The sequence below is a fragment of the Pseudoalteromonas piscicida genome (assembly GCF_002208135.1).
Lineage (GTDB): Bacteria > Pseudomonadota > Gammaproteobacteria > Enterobacterales > Alteromonadaceae > Pseudoalteromonas > Pseudoalteromonas piscicida_A.
In genome coordinates, this window is sequence record NZ_CP021647.1 from 55,714 (window position 1) to 76,140 (window position 20,427).

Annotated in this window: 12 protein-coding genes; 6 read left to right on the plus strand and 6 right to left on the minus strand. The window is 40.7% G+C overall.

Going from position 1 to position 20,427, the window contains the following annotated elements:
- Positions 1-118: 118 nt before the first annotated feature.
- From B1L02_RS18815 to B1L02_RS18825, 3 genes are read right to left on the minus strand one after another with little or no spacing between them, the layout of a single operon-like run.
- On the minus strand, positions 119-1,321 hold the full coding sequence (locus B1L02_RS18815; RefSeq protein ID WP_088532349.1) for a response regulator: 1,203 nt from the start codon (positions 1,319-1,321) through the stop codon (positions 119-121).
- 46 nt (positions 1,322-1,367) lie between these two features.
- Positions 1,368-2,573 carry an EAL domain-containing protein gene (locus tag B1L02_RS18820; RefSeq protein ID WP_088532350.1) on the minus strand — a complete coding sequence of 402 codons (1,206 nt, stop codon included), beginning with the start codon at positions 2,571-2,573 and terminating at the stop codon, positions 1,368-1,370.
- A 29-nt stretch (positions 2,574-2,602) separates the two neighbouring features.
- Positions 2,603-7,201, minus strand: coding sequence for an ATP-binding protein (locus B1L02_RS18825; protein WP_232003212.1), 4,599 nt, complete (start codon positions 7,199-7,201; stop codon positions 2,603-2,605).
- Between the two features lie 166 nt (positions 7,202-7,367).
- On the opposite strand from B1L02_RS18825, the gene B1L02_RS18830 reads away from it, so the two are divergent.
- The 3 genes from B1L02_RS18830 to B1L02_RS18840 all read left to right on the plus strand — a co-directional run bounded on the left by B1L02_RS18830 (position 7,368) and on the right by B1L02_RS18840 (position 12,137).
- Positions 7,368-7,853: a GAF domain-containing protein gene (locus B1L02_RS18830; RefSeq protein WP_088532352.1), complete on the plus strand. Its 486-nt coding sequence runs from the start codon at positions 7,368-7,370 to the stop codon at positions 7,851-7,853.
- A 505-nt stretch (positions 7,854-8,358) separates the two neighbouring features.
- The gene (locus tag B1L02_RS18835; protein ID WP_088532353.1) at positions 8,359-9,249 is read left to right on the plus strand and encodes a cation diffusion facilitator family transporter; all 891 of its coding nucleotides are present in this window, start codon (positions 8,359-8,361) and stop codon (positions 9,247-9,249) included.
- 104 nt (positions 9,250-9,353) lie between these two features.
- Positions 9,354-12,137, plus strand: coding sequence for a hybrid sensor histidine kinase/response regulator (locus tag B1L02_RS18840; protein ID WP_088532354.1), 2,784 nt, complete (start codon positions 9,354-9,356; stop codon positions 12,135-12,137).
- A gap of 47 nt (positions 12,138-12,184) precedes the next feature.
- On the opposite strand, the gene B1L02_RS18845 is transcribed toward B1L02_RS18840, so the two are convergent.
- Complete coding sequence (locus B1L02_RS18845) at positions 12,185-16,672, minus strand: EAL domain-containing protein (protein WP_088532355.1); 4,488 nt, start codon at positions 16,670-16,672, stop codon at positions 12,185-12,187.
- Between the two features lie 483 nt (positions 16,673-17,155).
- Between B1L02_RS18845 and B1L02_RS18850 the strand changes: the two genes are divergently transcribed.
- A complete protein-coding gene (locus B1L02_RS18850) occupies positions 17,156-17,350 on the plus strand; it encodes a (2Fe-2S)-binding protein (RefSeq protein ID WP_088532356.1) in 195 nt (64 codons plus the stop codon).
- Positions 17,351-17,382: 32 nt separating this feature from the next.
- Here the strand turns inward: B1L02_RS18850 and bfr (B1L02_RS18855) are convergent, their stop codons facing one another.
- Positions 17,383-17,847 (minus strand): bacterioferritin, encoded by a 465-nt coding sequence (gene bfr, locus B1L02_RS18855; RefSeq protein WP_088532357.1) that lies wholly within the window; start codon positions 17,845-17,847, stop codon positions 17,383-17,385.
- Positions 17,848-17,861: 14 nt separating this feature from the next.
- Positions 17,862-18,329, minus strand: coding sequence for a bacterioferritin (gene bfr, locus B1L02_RS18860; RefSeq protein ID WP_010607507.1), 468 nt, complete (start codon positions 18,327-18,329; stop codon positions 17,862-17,864).
- Positions 18,330-18,613: 284 nt separating this feature from the next.
- On the opposite strand from bfr (B1L02_RS18860), the gene B1L02_RS18865 reads away from it, so the two are divergent.
- On the plus strand, positions 18,614-18,940 hold the full coding sequence (locus B1L02_RS18865) for a hypothetical protein (RefSeq protein ID WP_088533129.1): 327 nt from the start codon (positions 18,614-18,616) through the stop codon (positions 18,938-18,940).
- Between the two features lie 366 nt (positions 18,941-19,306).
- On the plus strand, positions 19,307-20,416 hold the full coding sequence (locus B1L02_RS18870) for an efflux RND transporter periplasmic adaptor subunit (protein WP_088532358.1): 1,110 nt from the start codon (positions 19,307-19,309) through the stop codon (positions 20,414-20,416).
- The last annotated feature ends 11 nt before the right edge of the window (positions 20,417-20,427 follow it).

The window sequence follows — 20,427 nt, forward strand, 5'->3', positions numbered from 1 at the left end:
TCATTTCATTGTTGGTTTATGCGGTCAGTTACAGCCTCGTCACTAACGCCGTGGCTGATACGACTTATCATGGCAGAGTTCGATTTGATAATGTTTGCTGATTTGTAATTTACGCAACTTAATGGTTGTCCGTAAGTGCTTTTTCTACAGCTTTAAGAATGGATGATTTGGTTGAAGGTTTGGTAATGTACCCAGTGAGTCCCAAAGACGCCCACTTTCTAATTATATCTTTGTTTTTATTGCTTGTTAGTGCAATGATGGGCAGCTTTTTGCAGTGCGGAATATTGCGAATATTTTTGGTTGCATTGTAGCCATCAAGCTCGGGCATAAATAAATCCATAAACACCATAGAAAAGCGGTGCTTTCGCAGCTTTTTAATTGCGCTCAGCCCACTGGTGACACTCTCTACTTTATATCCTTCATCACGTAGGATCTTGGCTATCATCTCTCGATAGATTTCGTTGTCTTCTACAACCATTATTTTTATTTCTTCTTGCTTGGTTTCAATCGCTTGTGGCTCGCTGACATCGACCTCGCCAGTATCGCCTACTGGCAATACGTTTTGTGCTAATTGTGCGCACTTTGAGTTGTCTTTTTCAGCGAGTAGGGCTGTAAATTCTGCAATGGAAAACTGTTTGTCTTTTAATCGTTTCGTTAATTCATGAACACTCTCAGCGAGCTGGTGCTCTAATTCATCCAGCAGTGGTGACAAGTGTTTTTGTTTCAATTCGTTTAGCAAATCATCTTGAACTTTATTAATCCCTTTTTCATTGTCTAGATTACGTCTTACCGTTTGCAGTGTCTCATCCGCTTTTTGATGGTACAACGCTGCATCATCAATCAATTGCTTTAGCTTGTCATCTATGCGCCCAAAATGCTCCTCTCTGATTTTGGCAACTTCTGAAGTACCCTCTGTGCGAACTAGCGCATTGTGTAAAATCATGCGAAACCGATAATTTTCGTACATAGGTTTGTAGACAAAGTAATCGGTAAAAATACCTTTCATACAACACCGAAAGGCCACCCCTGACTCTTTGTTTTCACACAGTAAAATATTCTCATGGGCATAGTTAAGTAAGCCATGTTTTGCGAGTACGCTATAAATTTCAACACTTTTTGACACCGTTTTTCGAGCAATAACGATGACATCTGGTGGTGACTCAGTTAACACCTCTGCCACTTCTTTGTGGCTGGTGAGAGTACGGTACTCGTTGACTTGAGAAGCGACTATATCAACAACACCTGTCATTTCTGCTGGGTCGTCGCAAATGATGATAACTTTTGGGTGTCGCTGAGCGTGTTCAACTTCTTTTTTATGCATAAATTCCCTCTGGGTTTGAGAGTACAGCAAAAGCTATTGGGTTTAATTATTTACTAGAATGGGACTTTTGCAACGCAGATTCTAAGACCGTTTGTAAGAACTCCGACGGCGTACAAGGCGGATAGTAATAATAGCCTTGGACCGACTCTACTTCGTAACTCTGTACAACGACCAGATCCTCGACTACTTCAACACCCTCAGCGACGACCTCTAGACCAAGTTGGTGGGCCATCTCACAAGTGCTTGCGATAATGACGCGCTTATTAGGTTGCATTGAACAACCATCGACAAAACACCTATCGATTTTGAGTTCATCAAACGGCAATTCGTTAAGTTGCTTTATTGACGAATACCCAGTACCAAAGTCATCAATAGACAGCTTAAAGCCTTTAAGCTTTAAGCGCAGCAGCACATCAAGCGCACGCTTGATGTTTTCCAATAAGTGACTTTCGGTTAACTCTAACGTGATTTGAGAAGTTGGGGTGCAATACTCTTCGCAAATGGACTCGAGTTTTTCTGGGAGCTTTATGTCTTCAAGTTCTTTAACACTCAAATTAATGCTGAATTGAAGCGCTTTAAGAATATCTCGATTATAACTAAGCAAGGACAGCGTTTGTTTTAATAAACTATAGGATAGCAGGTGAATTAAATCGTGTTCCTCCATTGTCGCGATAAATTGGGAGGGGAGCACAGTACCATCAGTATTGTGATGCCATCTAGCTAGCACTTCTGCACCAATGATTGCACCGGATGGACTTGCAACTTTGGGTTGAAAATAAGCACAAAACTCCTCGCGCAATAATCCTTCATAGATTTCATCTTTACTAAAGTTTTGTAGTGCATGTTGGGACTTTTTAGGTGTATCGCGAGACAGCAGCTGACCATAGAGTTCTTTTAGTTTGGTGGCAGAAAGTGGCTTTTCTAAACTAGATATAATGCTGAGGCCATGAAGCTCAGCTAGTGCAGCGGTATTTTTGATAAATAGACCCTTTTCGCCACTTAGCAATGCGATAGGTGCTTGGATGTTTAGCTCGGCAAATTTCCTCAATATCTCCACACCATCCATCTGTGGCATGTTGATATCAAGTAAAATAAGGGAAGCCTGATGGAGCTCTTGACTTTCTAGTGCAGACAGACCGCTGTTAAAACCTTTAAAGGCGCATGGTGTCTGGTTAGAAATCAATAACTGCAATTGCGTGAGAATAAGTTCGCTGTCATCAATTGCAATAATAAGGTGCTTTTCATTTATCATACATACCAGACCCGAATTGTTAGCACGTGTTACATTAGATCTTCTACGTTAAGTATAGAAGCGATTTCAGCTTGTGCATTGTCAAAAAGCATCAAACATTGATTCATTAAATTTTCAATCTTTATCTGCTTGCCTTCACTTGCAGCATGCTCAAGTTCTGCCAATTTTTCAGAAAGTTGTGTTGCACCGACTGCCTTTGCGGAGGTTTTCCCTTGATGTGCAATATTCTTGACACTTTCAGGCTGTTCTAGATCGATCCCTTGTAACAGCTTTTTCGTGTCATCAACAAAGCTTTTCAAGAAAATGCTCTGTAGCTCTTTATCTGTGCCTACATACTCACTGAGTATCACTAAGTCGATGTGTTTGGTGGGGGCATCGAGTTCTACTAATAGCGAGGGGGGATTTTCTTCGGCTTGGTTGTTTATTGGTGTGTTGCTCGCAAACCATTTTTTTAGCGTTCTGTTTAGTTTTTGCAACACAATGGGTTTCGCAATATAGTCGTCCATGCCGGCGTTAAAGCAAATATCTTTCTCACCTTCTAAAGCATTAGCTGTTGCTGCAATGATAGGTATATGCTCAAGGTTGCGTGCACGTTCATGTTCGCGACGCTGTTTTGTGAATTCATAACCATCCATCACGGGCATATGACAGTCCGAAATAATTAGCGAAAAGTGATATTGATCGAGTAGCTGCAGGGCAACTTTGCCGTTGTCGGCAATAATGCATTGATAGCCTAATAGTGCTAACTGTCTTTTGAATAAATCTTGATTATAAACATTGTCCTCAACGACTAAGATAAGCTTGTTAAGTGTTTGCGCTTCACTGATTGTGGGCAGCGTCTTTGGTTTAGCATCGCTGTCTTCATTTGTTGATTCACTGTCAATTAGTCCTTCTAAGGTGGCAATGTGTGAAACGACTTTATAAGCGTAATAAGGATATAGCGAGAGGTTAGAGACGTTGATGTTATTTGCGTGCGGAAGCTTATCTTGATTGTTGTCTAGTATAATATACTTGCATTCGCTTTCGGCGACGAAAACTTCTTTTCCTTCTGTGGTGAGTTGTTGGAAGGCTTCAGCAGTAATAACGAGATAATCAAATCGTTGGCTATCAATCAGTTGTGCGTTAAAAAGTTCTCGAGGGAATATTTCGCATTGTGCCTCATGGATGCGTAGTTGATTTTGCAGGTCTTTTTCAAATTTGTCCTCGTCTCCCACTACAGCAACTTTTAGCCTGTCTAAGGTTAACCCACTTTCACTGGTTTGTTTTGGTACTTCGCAGTATGGCAGGGTTACAATAAAGTTGCTGCCGAAACCTTCTAAGCTTCTACAGTCAATCTCCCCCTCCATCATAGCAACAAGCTTGTGGGTAATGGAAAGGCCCAGCCCAGTACCGCCATATTGGCGTTGAATACTGCTATCTGCTTGAACAAATGGTTTAAAAAGGTTGTCTACTTGTTCTTCTGACATGCCTTTACCATTGTCCTTGACGCTAATTTCCATATAACCATCATCGGCAGAGCGTCCAATAGTCACTTCTACAACTCCCGCAGCGGTTGCGGTAGTTTTGGTAAATTTTAAGGCGTTACCTATTAGGTTTAATAAAATTTGGCGCAGTCTAACTGGATCCCCTAATTGCCAGTTTGGTAACTGTGGCGAAAGATAAAAAGCAAGTTTGAGCTTTTTAGAACCCGCTTGATATGCAAGGAGCTCCGCAAGTTCCTTAATAATTTCTTGCCAGCTAAATGGTGTAGATTCTAGTTGCATTTTCCCAGCTTCGATTTTTGAAAAGTCTAATATGTCGTTAATTATTCGAAGTAGTACCAACGCTGAGCTTTTTGCGACTGTGGTGAGGTGTGATTGCTCATGATCAAGGTTAGACTGGGCGAGAATATCCAGCATGCCTACCACGCCATTCATCGGCGTTCTTATCTCATGACTCATTGTTGCTAGGAAACGAGATTTAGCTTCACTAGCTTGTTCGGCCTTTATGCGAGCTTGTTCCAGCTCTGCAGAAAAATTGATGCTTTTAGTTATATCATTTTGATAGATGAGGGTATATTTTCCGGAATCAGTAGTGATATTTTTAACTAAAACGTTGAACCAAAATACGGCCCCTTCGGCGTTGTACTGACAGGTCGTTTGCGCTTGATATTGCTCTTTGTCTTTTGATTGTTCCAACATTGAGAGCAATTCGCTGCTGTCAGTCATTGGAAGTTGGGTAATAAACTCTATAACGTCGGAACCTTTGCTGAGAGAGCTTCCCTTGAATTGGTATTCGTTATGTTCGGTTCTTTTTATGTGTTCGTTAAACTGATTCAACATGGCTATATGTTGGTTTTCATCAACTAGCAGAATAAATGCTGGAAATGAGTCTATAGCTTCTTGAAGCAGTTTTTCAGTCGATTTTTGAACTCTTAATAAATATTGAGCGGACGACCTTTCCACTTCGGCCTCATGCATTTTATCCAAGGCAGCTTTTCTTGCTGCAACAAGCTCTTTTTGGATCCGTTGTTGACGATTAGATTCGTTGACTTGACTGGTTATATCTTTTACGACACCGACAATAAACTGTGTGTTTTCGCTAGAGTAGTATTTTAAGTTTAGTATCACACTAAAATATCGGGTAGAACTATGCTCTTCAATAGTTAGCTGAAATTCTCTAGGTTGTGCTAAATCTAGAGCGCGAAGGTTTGAATAGAGTGTTTGTTTGTTATCGGTATCAAGTGACTTAATGATTGGCTTTAGGCTGTGGTGTTCAAGCTCTGGTGCTAAGTTAAATAAAGCTCTAAACCCTTCAGAGGTATGGCCGTAAAACTGGCCTACCGATATTTCAAAACTGCCGATAGAAGCAAGCTTTTCAGATGAATTTAACAAAGTTTGACGCTTTTGAATGGCGTCTTTTGCGACTTGTCTGTCTAGTTTGGCTTTTTGCTGGGCACGATAGCTAATTGCCAAACCAAACAAGCAAAATGCAACTAAAGACAGTACTTGCCAAATAAACTTTATCTCTATGGTGTGAAAGAGATCTTGATTAAACGCCTCATTAGAATAAGCGTAAGCACCGACTTGAAGCTCTTGATCCCAGATTTTTGCACCAAGAAAGCCACCGTACTCAATATGGTTATCAAGTAGTAAACGACTTAATGGAGTTTGACTGCCGCTAACTTGAACAGTCTGTATTTCTCTTTCAGTGTAGTAACCTGATGCATTCTTAAGGCGTGTCTCAAGGTTTAGCTCCAAGCTGCCAAGTAACACGTCCAGTTGAGTTTCGTACCAATACAGTGTTTCAGTCAGCCCTTGAACGGACAGTCCAAGACCCGCTATAACCAGTATACGGTGACCATTATTGCCCTTTATAATTTGGGTAATGATTCCACCACGTTGCATGCTTTTCTGATGGTGCGAGTAAAATAACGTGACCTGACTTTTATCTACATACTGAGTGCTACTAAGATTGTTAATGGCTAGGGTCTGTAACTGAGACCGTTTTGCGGGATCTGTACCTGTGCTAATACTCGCACTCCTGAGCCTTTCAATATGCGGCTTATACCACAGCGTTTTAAGGCGATTTACACGTTCCAATGATTGGTTATTTAGTTGCCTAAGCGTTTGCATTTCTGATAGATACAATAGTTGCTTTTGACTTGCGAAATGTTCCACAAATAGCACTGCAAGCACTGAGGAAAATATGACGATGAGCTGTGTGGTTTGCGTTCTAATTGGTGCGGTTTTATATATTTTTAATTCGGTAAACGCTCTAATTAATAAACAAATTAAAATGATATAGATAAGCGCAATGATCAGAGAAATAATGAGTGAAGTTTGAGCGCGTTCTTGTGACTTTTGCATGGATGCAGCAGCAGATTCTTTCATATATTCAAGTAGAGTCATACTGCCGTTTGCGAGGAGATTCAAATACGCGGTGCTATTATCCCACCACACATAGTGTGGTAGGTTGGCCTCAGAACCACGGCTGAACCGATTTAGAGCTGCGGTCACATAGTCAAACTCTCTAGACGCCGTAGCCGCATTATATAGTTGTACTGTATTTTGATTATTTTTGAGAGTTTCCATAAGTGTGACATGGGTCGAGTAGTATTGTAATGCACTTCTCATTGCGCTTAGCCTAGTTACTTCTTCATCTGCTGTTAGATAACTACTGATCTTAGCTCTGAGTCTTCCTCCTAACTCTATAGCTCTGATAAGTATATGAATATTCTGGAACTGTGTTTTGTGTGCTTTGCTACCAAAATTATGGATGAAGGATTGCTCGGTTTGTATGCTCCGGACTGTATCGATTAAGTAATTTATTAAAATTGTGTAGCGAAGAAAGAGCTGATCGCGGTCGACATTTTCTTGTCGATAAAGCGTTCTCAGTGTTTGTAGGTCTTCTTTTATAGTCAATTGAAACTGATCGAAGTTATTAATGCTAGTGAGTTTTTCAGCAGTGAGCCTTATTATTTTTTCATCCGTGTCTTGGTAGTACGCTAGTAGTCGCGCTTCATGTTCTTTTTCGGAATTAAACCCTGTTGACATACCTCGTTCACGTTGCAGACTAAATATCGCTTCAATCGCGTTATCAAGGCCTGAGAGGTTATTGTAGTATTGGGTTAGACTCTGGTGAACCACGCGATTTTTATTAAACTCATTAATCTCGAGGTAAAAACCACTTAGGCAGACTAGGGAAAAAAGGGTTAGGGCGATTATTTTAAGATATTTGCTCACATTTGCCACCTGCGTTATCTCACAAAACAAACTATAGTAGAAATATAAACACTGTCTAATTAAGTAGATTATGAAAATCCCTGAGTTACCAGAAAACGAACATGCTAGGTTACAAGCGCTTAGGGAACTTGCGATACTCGATACAAAACCAACACTTGAATTGGATAGAATTACCCAATTTACCGCTCATGTATTTGATGTTCCTATTGCATTGGTAAGTCTTGTTGACAAGGACAGACAATGGTTTAAATCTTGCTTCGGACTGGATGCTGAGCAAACGTCTCGTGATGTTTCTTTTTGTGGCCATGCGATATTAGAAGATACTGTATTTGTTGTTCCCGATACGCTAGAAGATCCTCGCTTTATGGATAACCCCTTGGTGTTAAATGCCCCTCATATTCGATTTTATGCTGGTGCTCCTATCATATTGTCCAGCGGTTTTTGCGTTGGTACAGTGTGTGTTATCGACATAGAGCCGCGAGAGTTGAGTGAAGCTGACTGTGAAATATTAAAGCAAATCGCAAACGATGTTGTGACTCAATTGGAGAAAACCTAATTCTATTTAACGCCAAGTAACAGCAATGCGAGCTAAACTTTTCCGTAAAGCCGGTCTCTACAGCCGCAAATGTTAGTGCATTTAGCACGTGGAAGCGTTACAATTGAGACTGTATATCATTGCCATTTAGGGCAATGTTTAAGCGATAACTAACCTGAGGTTTGGAAAAGGAATGAGGTAACTCATTGTTTTTTTATATAATGTTAAATTTTTCCTTACCTAGCCAGAGAGTTTTAGTGATAACTAGGCGAATTTACGTACCAATAGCTGGCTATTGGAAGTGAATTCAACGCAGTTAGCGCTAAAACTGGCTGCTAGAAAGGCATTAATTATCCTAAGCTCAGGTTAACTACGTATATTTCTAAATTTATTTCTGTATTTTTGAATCACGGCTTTTTTCCTACACGGTATAAAAGATAAGATGAGGTGCATTTAGTGTGATGGCTTCATTTTACGCTGTGGTTGTACGTAGCATCTTATATTAAATAGGTACACGACTCATTCCATGACAGATATCACTACGCATCAAGCTTCTCGCCGAAGACTACTGATTGCGCTTGCAATCACTTGCTCTTTTATGATCATTCAAGTTATTGGTGCTTATTACGCTAATTCTCTCGCTGTACTGGCTGATGCTGGGCACTTGTTTGTTCACAATAGTTCTTTGTTTATCGCGTTGATAGCGTCAAGTGTGGCAGTTTATCTAGCTAAAACATACAACGATGGTTACAAGCGGGCTGAATATACCGGTGGGCTTATTAATGGCATTCTCTATCTTTCAATAGCGGTAATTATTTTGCTAGAAGGGAGTGAGCGATTGTCTCACCATGCGGGTGGTCATGACCTAGAGGTTAACAGCTATTTAATGTCTATGATTGCCGCAATTGGGTTTCTTTTTCATGGGGCTTCTGCTTGGGTATTGTACAAAGGCCGTAAAGACAGTATCAACGTTTATGCTGTTTTCTTGCACTCATTTTTTGATTTGCTTTCCACGATATCGACATTTATCGCAGGTGTAATCATACACCTTACAGGTTGGGAGGTAGTTGATATTCTCTCGAGCATGCTGATTTCTATCTTTGTATTGTTTACAGGTATTAAGGTAATAATCGCTTGTCTTAAAGGGCTTGCTACACCACCTGAAGTTTTGCCCACGGTTCAAGAAGTTGAGAAAACCATCGTGTCCACAGAGCATGTTGAAAGCGCACATAATATTACGGTGAGTAAAATTGATGGAGCGGTTGTTGTTGGTGCACACGTGGTATTAAAGCATCACTGCACTATCGAATCTCATGATTCAGCGTGTAGAGTGGAAGTGGAAGAAGCGTTAAAAAAGTCCTTTAATGTACTTAGTAGTGTGTTACAAATAGAGAGCCATGATTGCCCTCACCACTAACATGGATCATACTTTTTCTAGTTATTTGTTGCACTACCTTGGCAGGTTTTAAAATATTTTTTATTGTTATACATAGGCAGTATCACAAACAGATGGTGTAACACTTGAATCAAAAGCAAGCGCTCATAATAACTTTCGTCTTAGCTGTACTTGGCGGGTTGGCTAACCTTTTACCAATTTGGTTTCTAGATAGCTCAGAGTTTCTTTTTGGCCAGCTGTTTGTGTTATTTATTCTACTGCTTTGCGGATGGCGCTATGCCATCGTTGCTGTGATTATTGAGGCTGGCTTTATTTGGTATCGATGGGAGCATGCTTGGCCCTCGGTGGTTTTTTTCTTCGAAGTGTTATGGTTACACTTTGTATGTGTTCGTTTCGCCAAGCCTTTTTTTGTTCGGGGTATCGCTTATTGGATTTTGCTCGGGTTACCTGCACTATTTATTTTCGGTTATTTCGTCCTTGAGCTTCCCTTACTCGTTATATTCACGGCACTGGCAAAATACCTTATCAACGCCGGTATTTGTCTTGCGGTAGTCGACCTGTTGAGTTTTTTCTTTACTCGCAGAAAATGGCAAGGGATGCCGCTCAATCAAATCCTTAATTCTACCGTTAATCTTGTTATCGTTTTGGTTGTATTAATGACAACCGTCGTGCTGACAAACAATTACTATAAAAGAATTGAAGCTGAGATAAAAACCCAGCTTGAAGAAGCCTCAGGCTCTATTAGCGCTCAAATTGATGACTACTTGGATGCTTATCGCCGCGCAATGGTGATATCCGCGACGGATATATCCTTAGGAATTGATGCTGATTATGTTATAGAGCGGTTACTGAAGACACACGCAAATTTTAGAACCGCTATTGTTGCAGACGAGTTTGCTAATGTTACTCATCTATATCCGCAGCACTTTGCTGAGACTATGAAGGGAACAAATGCTAACGTATCTGATAGAGACTATTTTATTAAAGCACCTGAATCCCCCGAAGGATTTGTTTCAGGTATATTTCAAGGACGTGGCTTTGATGAAGCTCCTATCGTCGCAATATCTGCGCCGATCTTTATCGCCGAAAAGTTTAAAGGAATTGTGGAAGGGTCTTTAATCTTTGGCTCATTTGAACGCTTTATTCCAAAAATTCTTGCTGAAGACGCTAATTTGATCGTATTTGATAAGCATAAAAGGGTCGTTTATAGCTCATTAAAAACCGAATTTAAAACCTTGGATATGCCAAGTGATTTGGTATTACAAGCCTTGTTTGATAAGGAATCGGCAACTTTTGAAGACTCTACTGAGCAGATCTTATTTAAACAAACTGCGGTATCCAAAAAATATGAATGGTCAGTTATCACCATGCTCGACCGTAAATATCTTAACTTAGTTGCTGCTGAAGCGTGGTCAGATGCACTGGGACTTGCGCTCGCGATTATTGTATTGAGCTCTATTTTTGTCCGTCAGCTCACTCGATTGCTGGTGCGTCCAATTGTGGCGTTAAGTCATGATATTAGGGCTTACGAGCCTTCAACTTTAATCGAAAATTCGGCTAATGCCGATAGCAGCTTTTTAGAAATAATTGAGTTACAGCAGCAATTTAATCAATTGGCTTTTAAGCTAACACTGAGTTTTACCAAACAAAACCAGGCCAGCTTAGAAAATGAACGGCTTAACCGCAAGCTTACCGACTTCAATCGCGAGTTGGAGCAGCAAGTAGCTGAGAAGACGGAAGAGCTTACTAGAGCGGTAGAAGCCGCTAACGCCGCCAATCACTCGAAGAGCAGATTCCTCGCGAACATGAGCCACGAAATTAGGACGCCGCTAAATGGAATCATCGGTATGGCTGATAACTTGATCAGAGAAAAGAGTCTTAGTAATGAGATGGCAGATCAAATCACAATTATTCGGCAGTCGGCAAAGAACCTAATGCTTATCCTAAATGATATTTTGGATTATTCTAAAATTGAGGCTGGGGCATTGAACATAGAACGTCGAGCCGTGAATTTACAGGAAATGCTTGATAGTTTGGTCAGTATTTTCAAAATTTCTAACGTCAGGTATGGGGTGGAGTTTAAGTACGAAAAGGGTGCTGAGCTACCTACATATCTTGAGTTAGATGAGCTACGTGTATCACAAGTGGTAAATAATTTGCTCTGCAATGCTGGAAAGTTTACCAATAAAGGATACATTAAACTCTCGGTTCACTATGAGAACGGGGTGTTAAAGTTTACCGTTGCTGACTCTGGAATTGGCATTTCAAAAGCGCAGCAGGAAACTTTGTTTCATGAGTTTACTCAGGCAGATCTTTCAACCACAAGAAAATTTGGCGGTACCGGACTTGGCTTAGCCATCTCTAAAAAGCTCGTCGAAGCAATGCACGGTGAGATAAGAGTTCACAGCGAACTTGGGCTTGGCAGTCAGTTTTATGTAGATATTCCCGCTTCAAAAGGACAAGGGATTAAGAAAGAGCAACAAGAGGTAGGTGCACCTAATTTTAATGGTCTTGATATCTTATTGGTGGAAGACAATAAAATTAACCAAGTTGTTGTTGGCAAGTTGCTAGAGAAAACTAACTGTTTTTTGGACAAGGTTGACGATGGAGTCGAAGCTTTAGTTGCAATGAAGGCAAAGAACTATGCATTGGTTTTAATGGATTGCCAAATGCCGAATATGGATGGCTTTGCGTGTACCAAAGCAATTAGAAACGAGCCAAATATTTACGGCAGCCCACATATTATCGCGATAACAGCTAACGCCTATGAGGAAGATAAACAAAAATGTATACAGGCGGGTATGGATGACTTTATTGCAAAACCCATTGATATTAATGAACTCTATCAAAAGCTTAGTGAATGGCAGCAGCCAGAACTGCCTGACAGTGAAACTGTGGGTAAGGGCTAACTCTTGTGCTAGCCCAACGTAACAAAATTAAAGCACTAAGCGCGAGATCAAGCTCGTGAGCGCTCATGTTGCTCGTAAAATGCGAGTAAATCGTCAATCGCCATGGGTTTTGCAAAGTGATAGCCTTGCATATATTCGCAGCCTACATCCCTTAAGTAATTTAGCTGAGATTCTGTCTCGACACCTTCTGCAATACACTTCATGTTTAAGCTTTGCGCCAGTAAATAAATGGTTCTAATGATAGATTTATTCGCGGGTTTTGCACTCATATTACGTACAAACCCTTGATCAATCTTTATAATATCAAGAGGGAATTCATTCAGATACGTGAGTGAAGAAAAGCCAGTGCCGAAGTCATCAAGTAGCAATACAAAGTCAGCCCGCTTCATTTCGTTGATAGTTGCCCGAGCCTTAACCATATCCGACATAAAGATTGACTCGGTGATCTCAAGCCTTAAGCAACGATTTGTAAGACCATGTGCTTTTAAAATCTCAGTGAATTGGTGCGCAATATCTGAGCGCAAAATATGTACTGCGCTTAAATTAAGAGATAAATAAAACTCAGGCTCTTGTTTAAATAAAGGGCGCAATTCGATCAAGGCTCTGATAAGCGCTTGTTCAGTTAAGGTTTCAATCAAACCGCTTTCTTCTGCAATCGGAATAAAATCGCATGGAGGAACCAACATATCATTATTCTGCCAGCGCATAAGTAACTCAACACCGGCAAGCTGACCCGTTGTGGTATTAATGATAGGCTGATAGTGATTAAAAAATTCTCCATCCTTAACGGCTGTTTTCATTGCCGTTTCTAACCGCAACTTTTTACTGATCTCTTCATTCATTGATTCAGTAAAGAATTTGAATGCGTTTCTGCCCGACTGCTTTGCATGGATCATGGCGATGTCGGCGTTACGGATCAAGGATTCAGAGTCTGGTGCATCGAATGGGTAAACTGCAATACCAATACTGGCTGATACACTCATGGTGATACCATCAATTTCGATACGTTCGGGTATGTGCTTTACTAAACGGGTGACTACTTCGCTCACGTATTCGATGCTAGGAAAAGATTTAATTAGCACGAGAAACTCATCACCACTCTGTCTTGCTAAAATGCAATTATTATTTATTTGTTCTTGGATCCGTTTAGTAATAGCAACCAGTAATTTATCGCCAATATGATGTCCGTAGGCATCATTGATTGGTTTAAACTTATCTAAGTCAATAAATAGTAGGGCACAGCTTTGCTGCGTGTTGTTTGCGTTAAACAGCGCAAATTCGATGTGCTGTAGCATTAAGCTGCGATTGGGTAACTCCGTCAAAGCGTCAAAATTGGCGAGATATCTGAGTTCATTCTCGGCTTTTTTCTGCTCAGTCAGATCAGTAACAACAACCACGAAGTATTGTAGGTTCACGTTGTCCTTGGACACCGCACTAATGCTAAGTTGAACCGGATGCACTTTATCCCAACCGTCTGTAACTTGTACTTCCTGCCTGAGATATTGATTCGGTCCAAGAGATTTTAAATTTGCAATCAACCCGTGGAATTTCTTTTGCCCAATGGCATTGACAAAGCGTTCAGTTGTTAAGTCGTTTAATGCTTCATTTTCTTGCAGTTGAAACGCTCTACAGAAGCTACTATTGACTGAGATGGGCTGTAAGTTCGGGTCTAAGATCAAAATCCAATCGTTTACTTGACTGAAAGCCTCGCCCAGCATATTTGCGCGCATCTGGTTCGCTTTTTGCGTGGTAACATTGGTATAAATACCATGTAGTTCTTTGGCTTTTCCGTGCGAGTCAAACTCTGCGACTTGACCAAAGTCGTGAAACCAGTGCCAATTATTGTCTGCGCAGCGCAGTCGATAAGATAGAGAAAGCTGTTCATTAGTCGGGTTAGAAATAAATTTTTTCCAAGCACGTTCGACGAGTTCTCTATCATCTGGGTGAATCGCGTTATAGTGTTCTTGCAGCGTCATGGTATCACTCTCAAAGCCGAGCGTTTCTGCACGCTGTTGCGTTATCTGACGTGCCACGAGATCCGCCGACCAAACGCCGCTCTTGGTTGATTTCAACGCAAGTTTTGTCTGTCTCCCTGCATGCGTAACGGCTCTAAGTGCAGTTTCGAGCTGACGTTGTTTCTGCTTATGTTTAATAATAATTAGCAGTATGAATGCAAAAGCACTTAAGCTGTATACAATTAATGCAAGAGGAGAACGCCACGGAGAGTGAGCAACGTTAAAGCGCAAGTTGAGTGCGTTGCTAAGATCGTCCCTGTCAAGCGAACGAGGAGAAATGATTAATTGATAGTCGCCAGGGAGTAATTGATTTAGAAATACTTTATTTCGTTTTAAGCTTGAAAACGTTAGTGCACTTGGGCCATTCAAGGAGGCTTGATACTGAATATGATGATCAGCATTGAAATCAAAGTCAGAAAACTGTAGCTCAATGCCCATATCGTCAAACTTAAAATCAAGTGCTTGCAAAATTGCATCAGGGGCTAAGTAGGTCTGACCTCTGCTTAAGATATCCATTTGAGTGATCAGTAGCGAACGGCGTTTAACGGAGCTGTCTGAAAACTGTTCTGGATCAAAAGTTATAGAGCCGTTGACTGTGCCGAACATGAGCTTGCCAGATTCGAGAGCTGCGGCAGCGCCCCCGTTAAACTCAAGCGTCGGTAAGCCTTGATTTGTTCCAAAGGTTTCTAAGACTTTACTTATCGGGTCAAACTTAAACATGCCTCGTTGACTGCTGGCCCAAATCATTCCATCTCTATCTAACAGGAGATTGTAGATAGCATTACTCAACAAACCTTGTTCAGTTGTTAGCTTGTACTCTTCGGCGTAAGTATCTTTATTGATCCCGACAAGACCTTCGGTTGAGGTTGCCAACCACAACGTGCCTACTCTATCTACTACCCAACTATTAACGGCAGAGACCAAGTGCTTATCCGATTTGTTGTAAATCGTTGTCAGTGTATCGGTTGACTCATTATATTTGACTAAACTGATATCTGTACTTATCCAATATTCACCGTCTGTCGTATCCAAAGGCGGTAGGATCAAAAAGCTCTGTGCTGCTGCCAGTTGTTTTGACAGTCCTTTTAATGCCCGTACTGTATTGGTAGCTGCGTCATATTCGTAAAAGCCATTACTATTAATAAATGGAAATTTGTGCTCAGAGTACTTAGCTATACCCCAACTATATGGCTCAAGTTTGTCACCATTTTCAAGTGTAATTGGGCTTAGCTGCTTGGTGTCGGTGTTAAATAGTGCGGTCTCTTGAGCTGTCTGGATTAGGAAAGTGTGTTCGTCGAAATGTGAAGAATTAAGAATAGAGAATACAGCATCTGCTCCGTACAGTGCTTTTGAGTCTCTATTTTGTAGGTAGCTGGATTTCAATTGATGTGTGCTTAAATCAAACTCGTTAATTCCGTTATCCGTACCAAGGAGCACCGTATTATTGTTGGTAGGATGAATTGACCAGATATTATTATTAGCAAACCTGTCTTGGGTACTTATAAGTGAAGCAAAACGCAGGGAGCTTGATGGCCATAAATATGCACCATCGTTATATGTACCCATCCATAGGTTGTTGTTTCTATCTGCGTAAAGCTCAGTGATACTTGGGTTGGTGAGGCGATATTGCCCATCGGTTAAGGAAAGGACTTTTGAACTGGTTTTTTTTCTTCTATCTATAATAAACAGCCCATGTTCAGTCGCAATAAACTCGCCATAGGGAGTGATTTGGTGTCCCCAAATATTTTTTTCAGGAACAAGCTCATAGCTTTTTGAAGCAATCAGTGTTTGGTTGCTTACTGGAATTACAAATAAGCCTTCTACAGTACCCACAAGTAGTCCCAACGATGGGTCGCGTTTTAATAATTTAACATCATGACTGAGTTCTGATTTTGAATCTGTGTAACTTATTTGCTCTACATTACCGGTTGCGAGAGAATAGGTGAAAAGGCCTTCCGTTGTACCAATAATCACAAAGTTACCGATAACGTTTATAGCGCGAATGTAACTACTTGGTTTGAAGTGAGTGAGTAATTCAGATTTTAACGTATTGCGATCTAATGTGTAGAGGTCACTTTCAATGGAGAAAATGATGTTTTCTCTATGCCCAATGGCCGTGGCGATGGGTTTTGAAACTGTATTATTATCTTGGCGTTTACCATCGTAGATTTGTTGAACTGTGTAGTCATCGACATTCAGTAAAAACGCACCGCTGACTCCAGTAGAGATCAAAAGCTCGTCACTCGAGATATTGAATAACTCAACTATTTCTTGCTCATCCAGACCCTTAGAGGCTGCAATACTAACGAGTTGATTACCGTCATAGCGGTTTAACCCTTGAAGAGTACCTATCCAAATGAAGCCATGTTTATCTTGTGTTATGGCGGTGATTGCAGACTGACTTAGTCCTTCCTCAACAGAGAAACGAGAAGTATATTGACCGAAGTTATGGGCTTGGCTGGGCGCGACTATGCAACACAAAAAAAATAATATAAAAAAACACAATAGCGCTTGTTTCATTAAAAGACCTTTCTCTATCCAATCTTATTTAGTCCTTTAACAACATGTTACCAAATCAAACTAAGCTGATCTGCGCTAATAAAACTGTTAGCAGTGACGCGCAGTCTAGCGGAAATACTAGATTGAAATCAACTTAAACCTTGGTTTTTTATGTAATTTAATTAACAATTTATACATGTTTAAGGTTTATCATTTGTAGCAAATAAAACAATCTACACAGGTGAAGGAGCACCCTAACTCTTAATGGGTAAAATAACGCTGATTAAGTTAATTTAAGCGTAGCAGTTTTATGGGATTTTTCTTAATTTTATAGAACTAAACGTCGGCTCGAGTACGGCGTTTTACGAAGCGTGACGAACTAAGTCTTTGCAGTAGCTTAAAAAGAAAAATAATTCGCATTTATAGCAAGGGTGTGTGTTGATAATTGTTATCGTTTAGATTAAACTTGTTCGCAGTTAATGAGTTTAAGATTGGTTTTCATTTATGTACGTATGCATTTGCCATGGTGTTACAGATAAAAAGATTGCAGAGACGATAGACAATGGTGCTCGTTCAATGCGTGATCTTAGCCAGACATTATCTGTTGGCAAGCAGTGTGGAAAGTGCTGTAACTGTACGAAGAAGATTCTAAATGAAAAGCTGATTGCAATTGTTGATGTCACTGATCAGGTTGCGTAACAATACATTATCACGCAACCTCAATTAAATACTTATAGCTGAGACTGTAAGTAGTTTTTTATTCCCATCACCTTAATTAGATGCTGCTGAGTTTCAAGCCAGTCAATTTGCTCTTCTTGCTCATTTTGGATTTTATCTAGCGCTTCACGGCTAATGTAATCTTGCTTTTCTTCACATAACTTAATTGCTGCTTGCAGGTCGACCAGAGACGCTTGCTCAAATGCCATATTGCAATCAATCATCTCAGCGCTGTTTTCACCAATCTTTAAACGACCTAAATCTTGTAAATTAGGAAGGCCTTCCAAGAACAAAATTCGCTCGATAAGTCGGTCGGCGTTTTTCATTTTTTGGATTGAAACTTTATAATCCGCTTTATCTAATTGGTTAAAGCCGAAGTCTTTAAACATACGTGCATGTAAAAAGTACTGGTTGATACCTACCAACTCATTTGCTAAGACTTTATTAAGCGCTACGATTACTTCTCTATCACCTTTCATACGTACAGTCCTTACTAAAGCTGAGATTGGATATAATTCGGTGCGCCGATAAGATCAATCAGGCGAATTTGTTGCTCTAGCCAGTAAACATGATCTTCTTCTGTATCAAACAACAACTTCTCAAGCGTTTCACGAGACTGATAGTCTTGCTCTTCTTCGCAGATTTTGATTGCTTCTTTAACACACTCTACGACTTCAAGCTCCAGCTTTAGGTCGTTTTCCATCATAGATTTTACATCTTGGCCGATGAGTAAATCACGACGTTTTGTCATGTTAGGTACCCCTTCCAAGAAAAGAATGCGTTTAATCAACCAATCCGCATGCGTGGTCTCTTCTTCACGTTCGTGCTCAAGGCGTTGGTATAGTTTGCTCAAACCCCAATCTTCGTACATACGTGAATGGATAAAATATTGATCGATAGCTGCAAGCTCATTGGCTAATAGCTTGTTGAATGCGTCGATGACTTTTTGTTTACCTTGCATGCTGTTACCTCAAACTGTGAATATGCGGCTAGTCTAACGGTTTTCTTTGATGTGTCAATAAAAAAACTTTATAAAACAATGTGTTATATATTGATTATAATTCGCATTTAAGTTGATGTTTTGGCCTAACAATGCAAACTATTGTTATTTCATTTTGAGTGGATAAGTAAAGTTATTTTAGTAACGTAAGTAAAAAATAAGATGTAAAGCGTAGCGCAACTATTGACAGCACAAGTGCAGGTGGTAAATTGGCAACGATCTTTTGTTTTAAGAGAGATGTAGATTTGAATAAGCTAATACTGATTTTTGTGATGCTTCTACTTTCGGTACAATCCGTGAGTGTGTTCGCGTCTGAATCTAGCTTCCATCAAATCGAAGTATCTCACCTCCAACACACTCACGATCATGCTGAAGATGTGCAAGCAGATCCCAGCGAGCATCATACAAAAGACTGCCACCACTGTGGCCATTGCAGTGGTACGCATTTGAATTTAGTGATTTTAAAGTCTTTTATCCCCTTTGGAATGCGACCAAATAGCGAAACTTATTCTCAATCAGATACCAAAGTGCGCGTCTTTGTAGAGCAAGCACATCGTCCGCCGATCGCTTAAGTAGCGGTTATCATCGAAAGCGTAATCTCAATTTGACTTAACTAACCTTGGCTCAGGTTAACCAGTTGATTGATAAAACTAACACAGATCAAATTCGTGCTGGTGAATAAACAAATTAGATTTGTTCTCTCCGCTAATATGTGTTGCTTTCAGTGATACTGCCCACTCCGTTTATATCAATCTATTTAAAACTGATTGTTATTACCCCTTCTCAGTTAATGACGTTGATTACAGATGACTCACGCCTGCCTGAGAAGCGCATTCTTGTTCGAGAATTGCCACCGCAAAAGCAGTGCTTGGTGCAATTCGGTTAACAAGCTAACGGTTTCGAACGTCTACCTACGTTCTTGAGTAAAAGAGTATCGAATGACAAACTTTAAAATTTTCTCCATCTATTTCGCGGTGAACGCGCTTTTTAGCTCGCTGGCATATGCAGGCGACGGTCATGAAGAACATGAAGAGGAAGAAAATGCTATCGTACTAACGCAGCAACAAATGCGTTTTGCCGGAATTCAGACCAAAGAAGTAAAGCTGGAACGCCATGAGCGCTTTTACTTTGCACCAGGAGAAGTAAAAGCCAATGGCTATACAAGCTATTTAGTATCACCAAGAGCTGATTCAATCGTGCTTAGGCGCCACACTACACTTGGCTCTATGGTTAATATTAACGACCCACTTATCACCTTATTCTCAGAGGCAATGGCGCAGGCCCAAGCGCAATATTTGGTTGCCTCAACAGAGTGGGATAGAGTGAAACGCTTAAGCAAAGAAACCATAAGTGAGCGTGAGCGCGTTCAAGCAAGTGCTGATTTTAGTTCGGCTTATTCAAAGTTGTTGGCACTTGGGGTAACAGAAAAAGAGATTAAAGAAATAGCCAATAAGCCCGCCAGTGAACTTGGGCAATATACGCTCGTTGCTGAGCGCGAGGGGGTTGTAACTCAAGATGCCTTTACTCAGGGCCAGCATGTCGCTTCTGGCACAACCTTAATGGCAATTACTGATGAAAGTGAGCTATGGGTGGAAGCCCGTTTACAACCAAACTCGCAGCTTTCTTTAGAGGTTAACTCCAAGGCCTTAATAGGCATAGAAAATCAGCAATATTCGGCTCGCGTTATCCAAGAAGCACACACTATCGATCCCATCACTCGAACTCGGCAGATCCGGCTATTGGTTGAAAATAGTGACGACAAGCTACACGCAGGGATGTTTGTTAACGTCAACTTTATCGTACCGTCAAAAGAGCCGACCATTGCACTGCCCGCTGATGCTTTAAGTCGCGGACCTGATGGTGACTGGGTGGTGTACATCGAAGAAGCGCCCGGCGAATTCCATCCCAAAGAAGTGACTTTAGGTGAAAACTTTGGACCTCAAGTTGAAGTTATCGGTTTGGCTGTGGGTGAGCGCGTGGCCGTTACCGGGGCTTTCTTTATTGCGTCAGAGCAAGCCAAAGCTGGCTTCGATCCACATAACCATTAACAGGGGCCTTA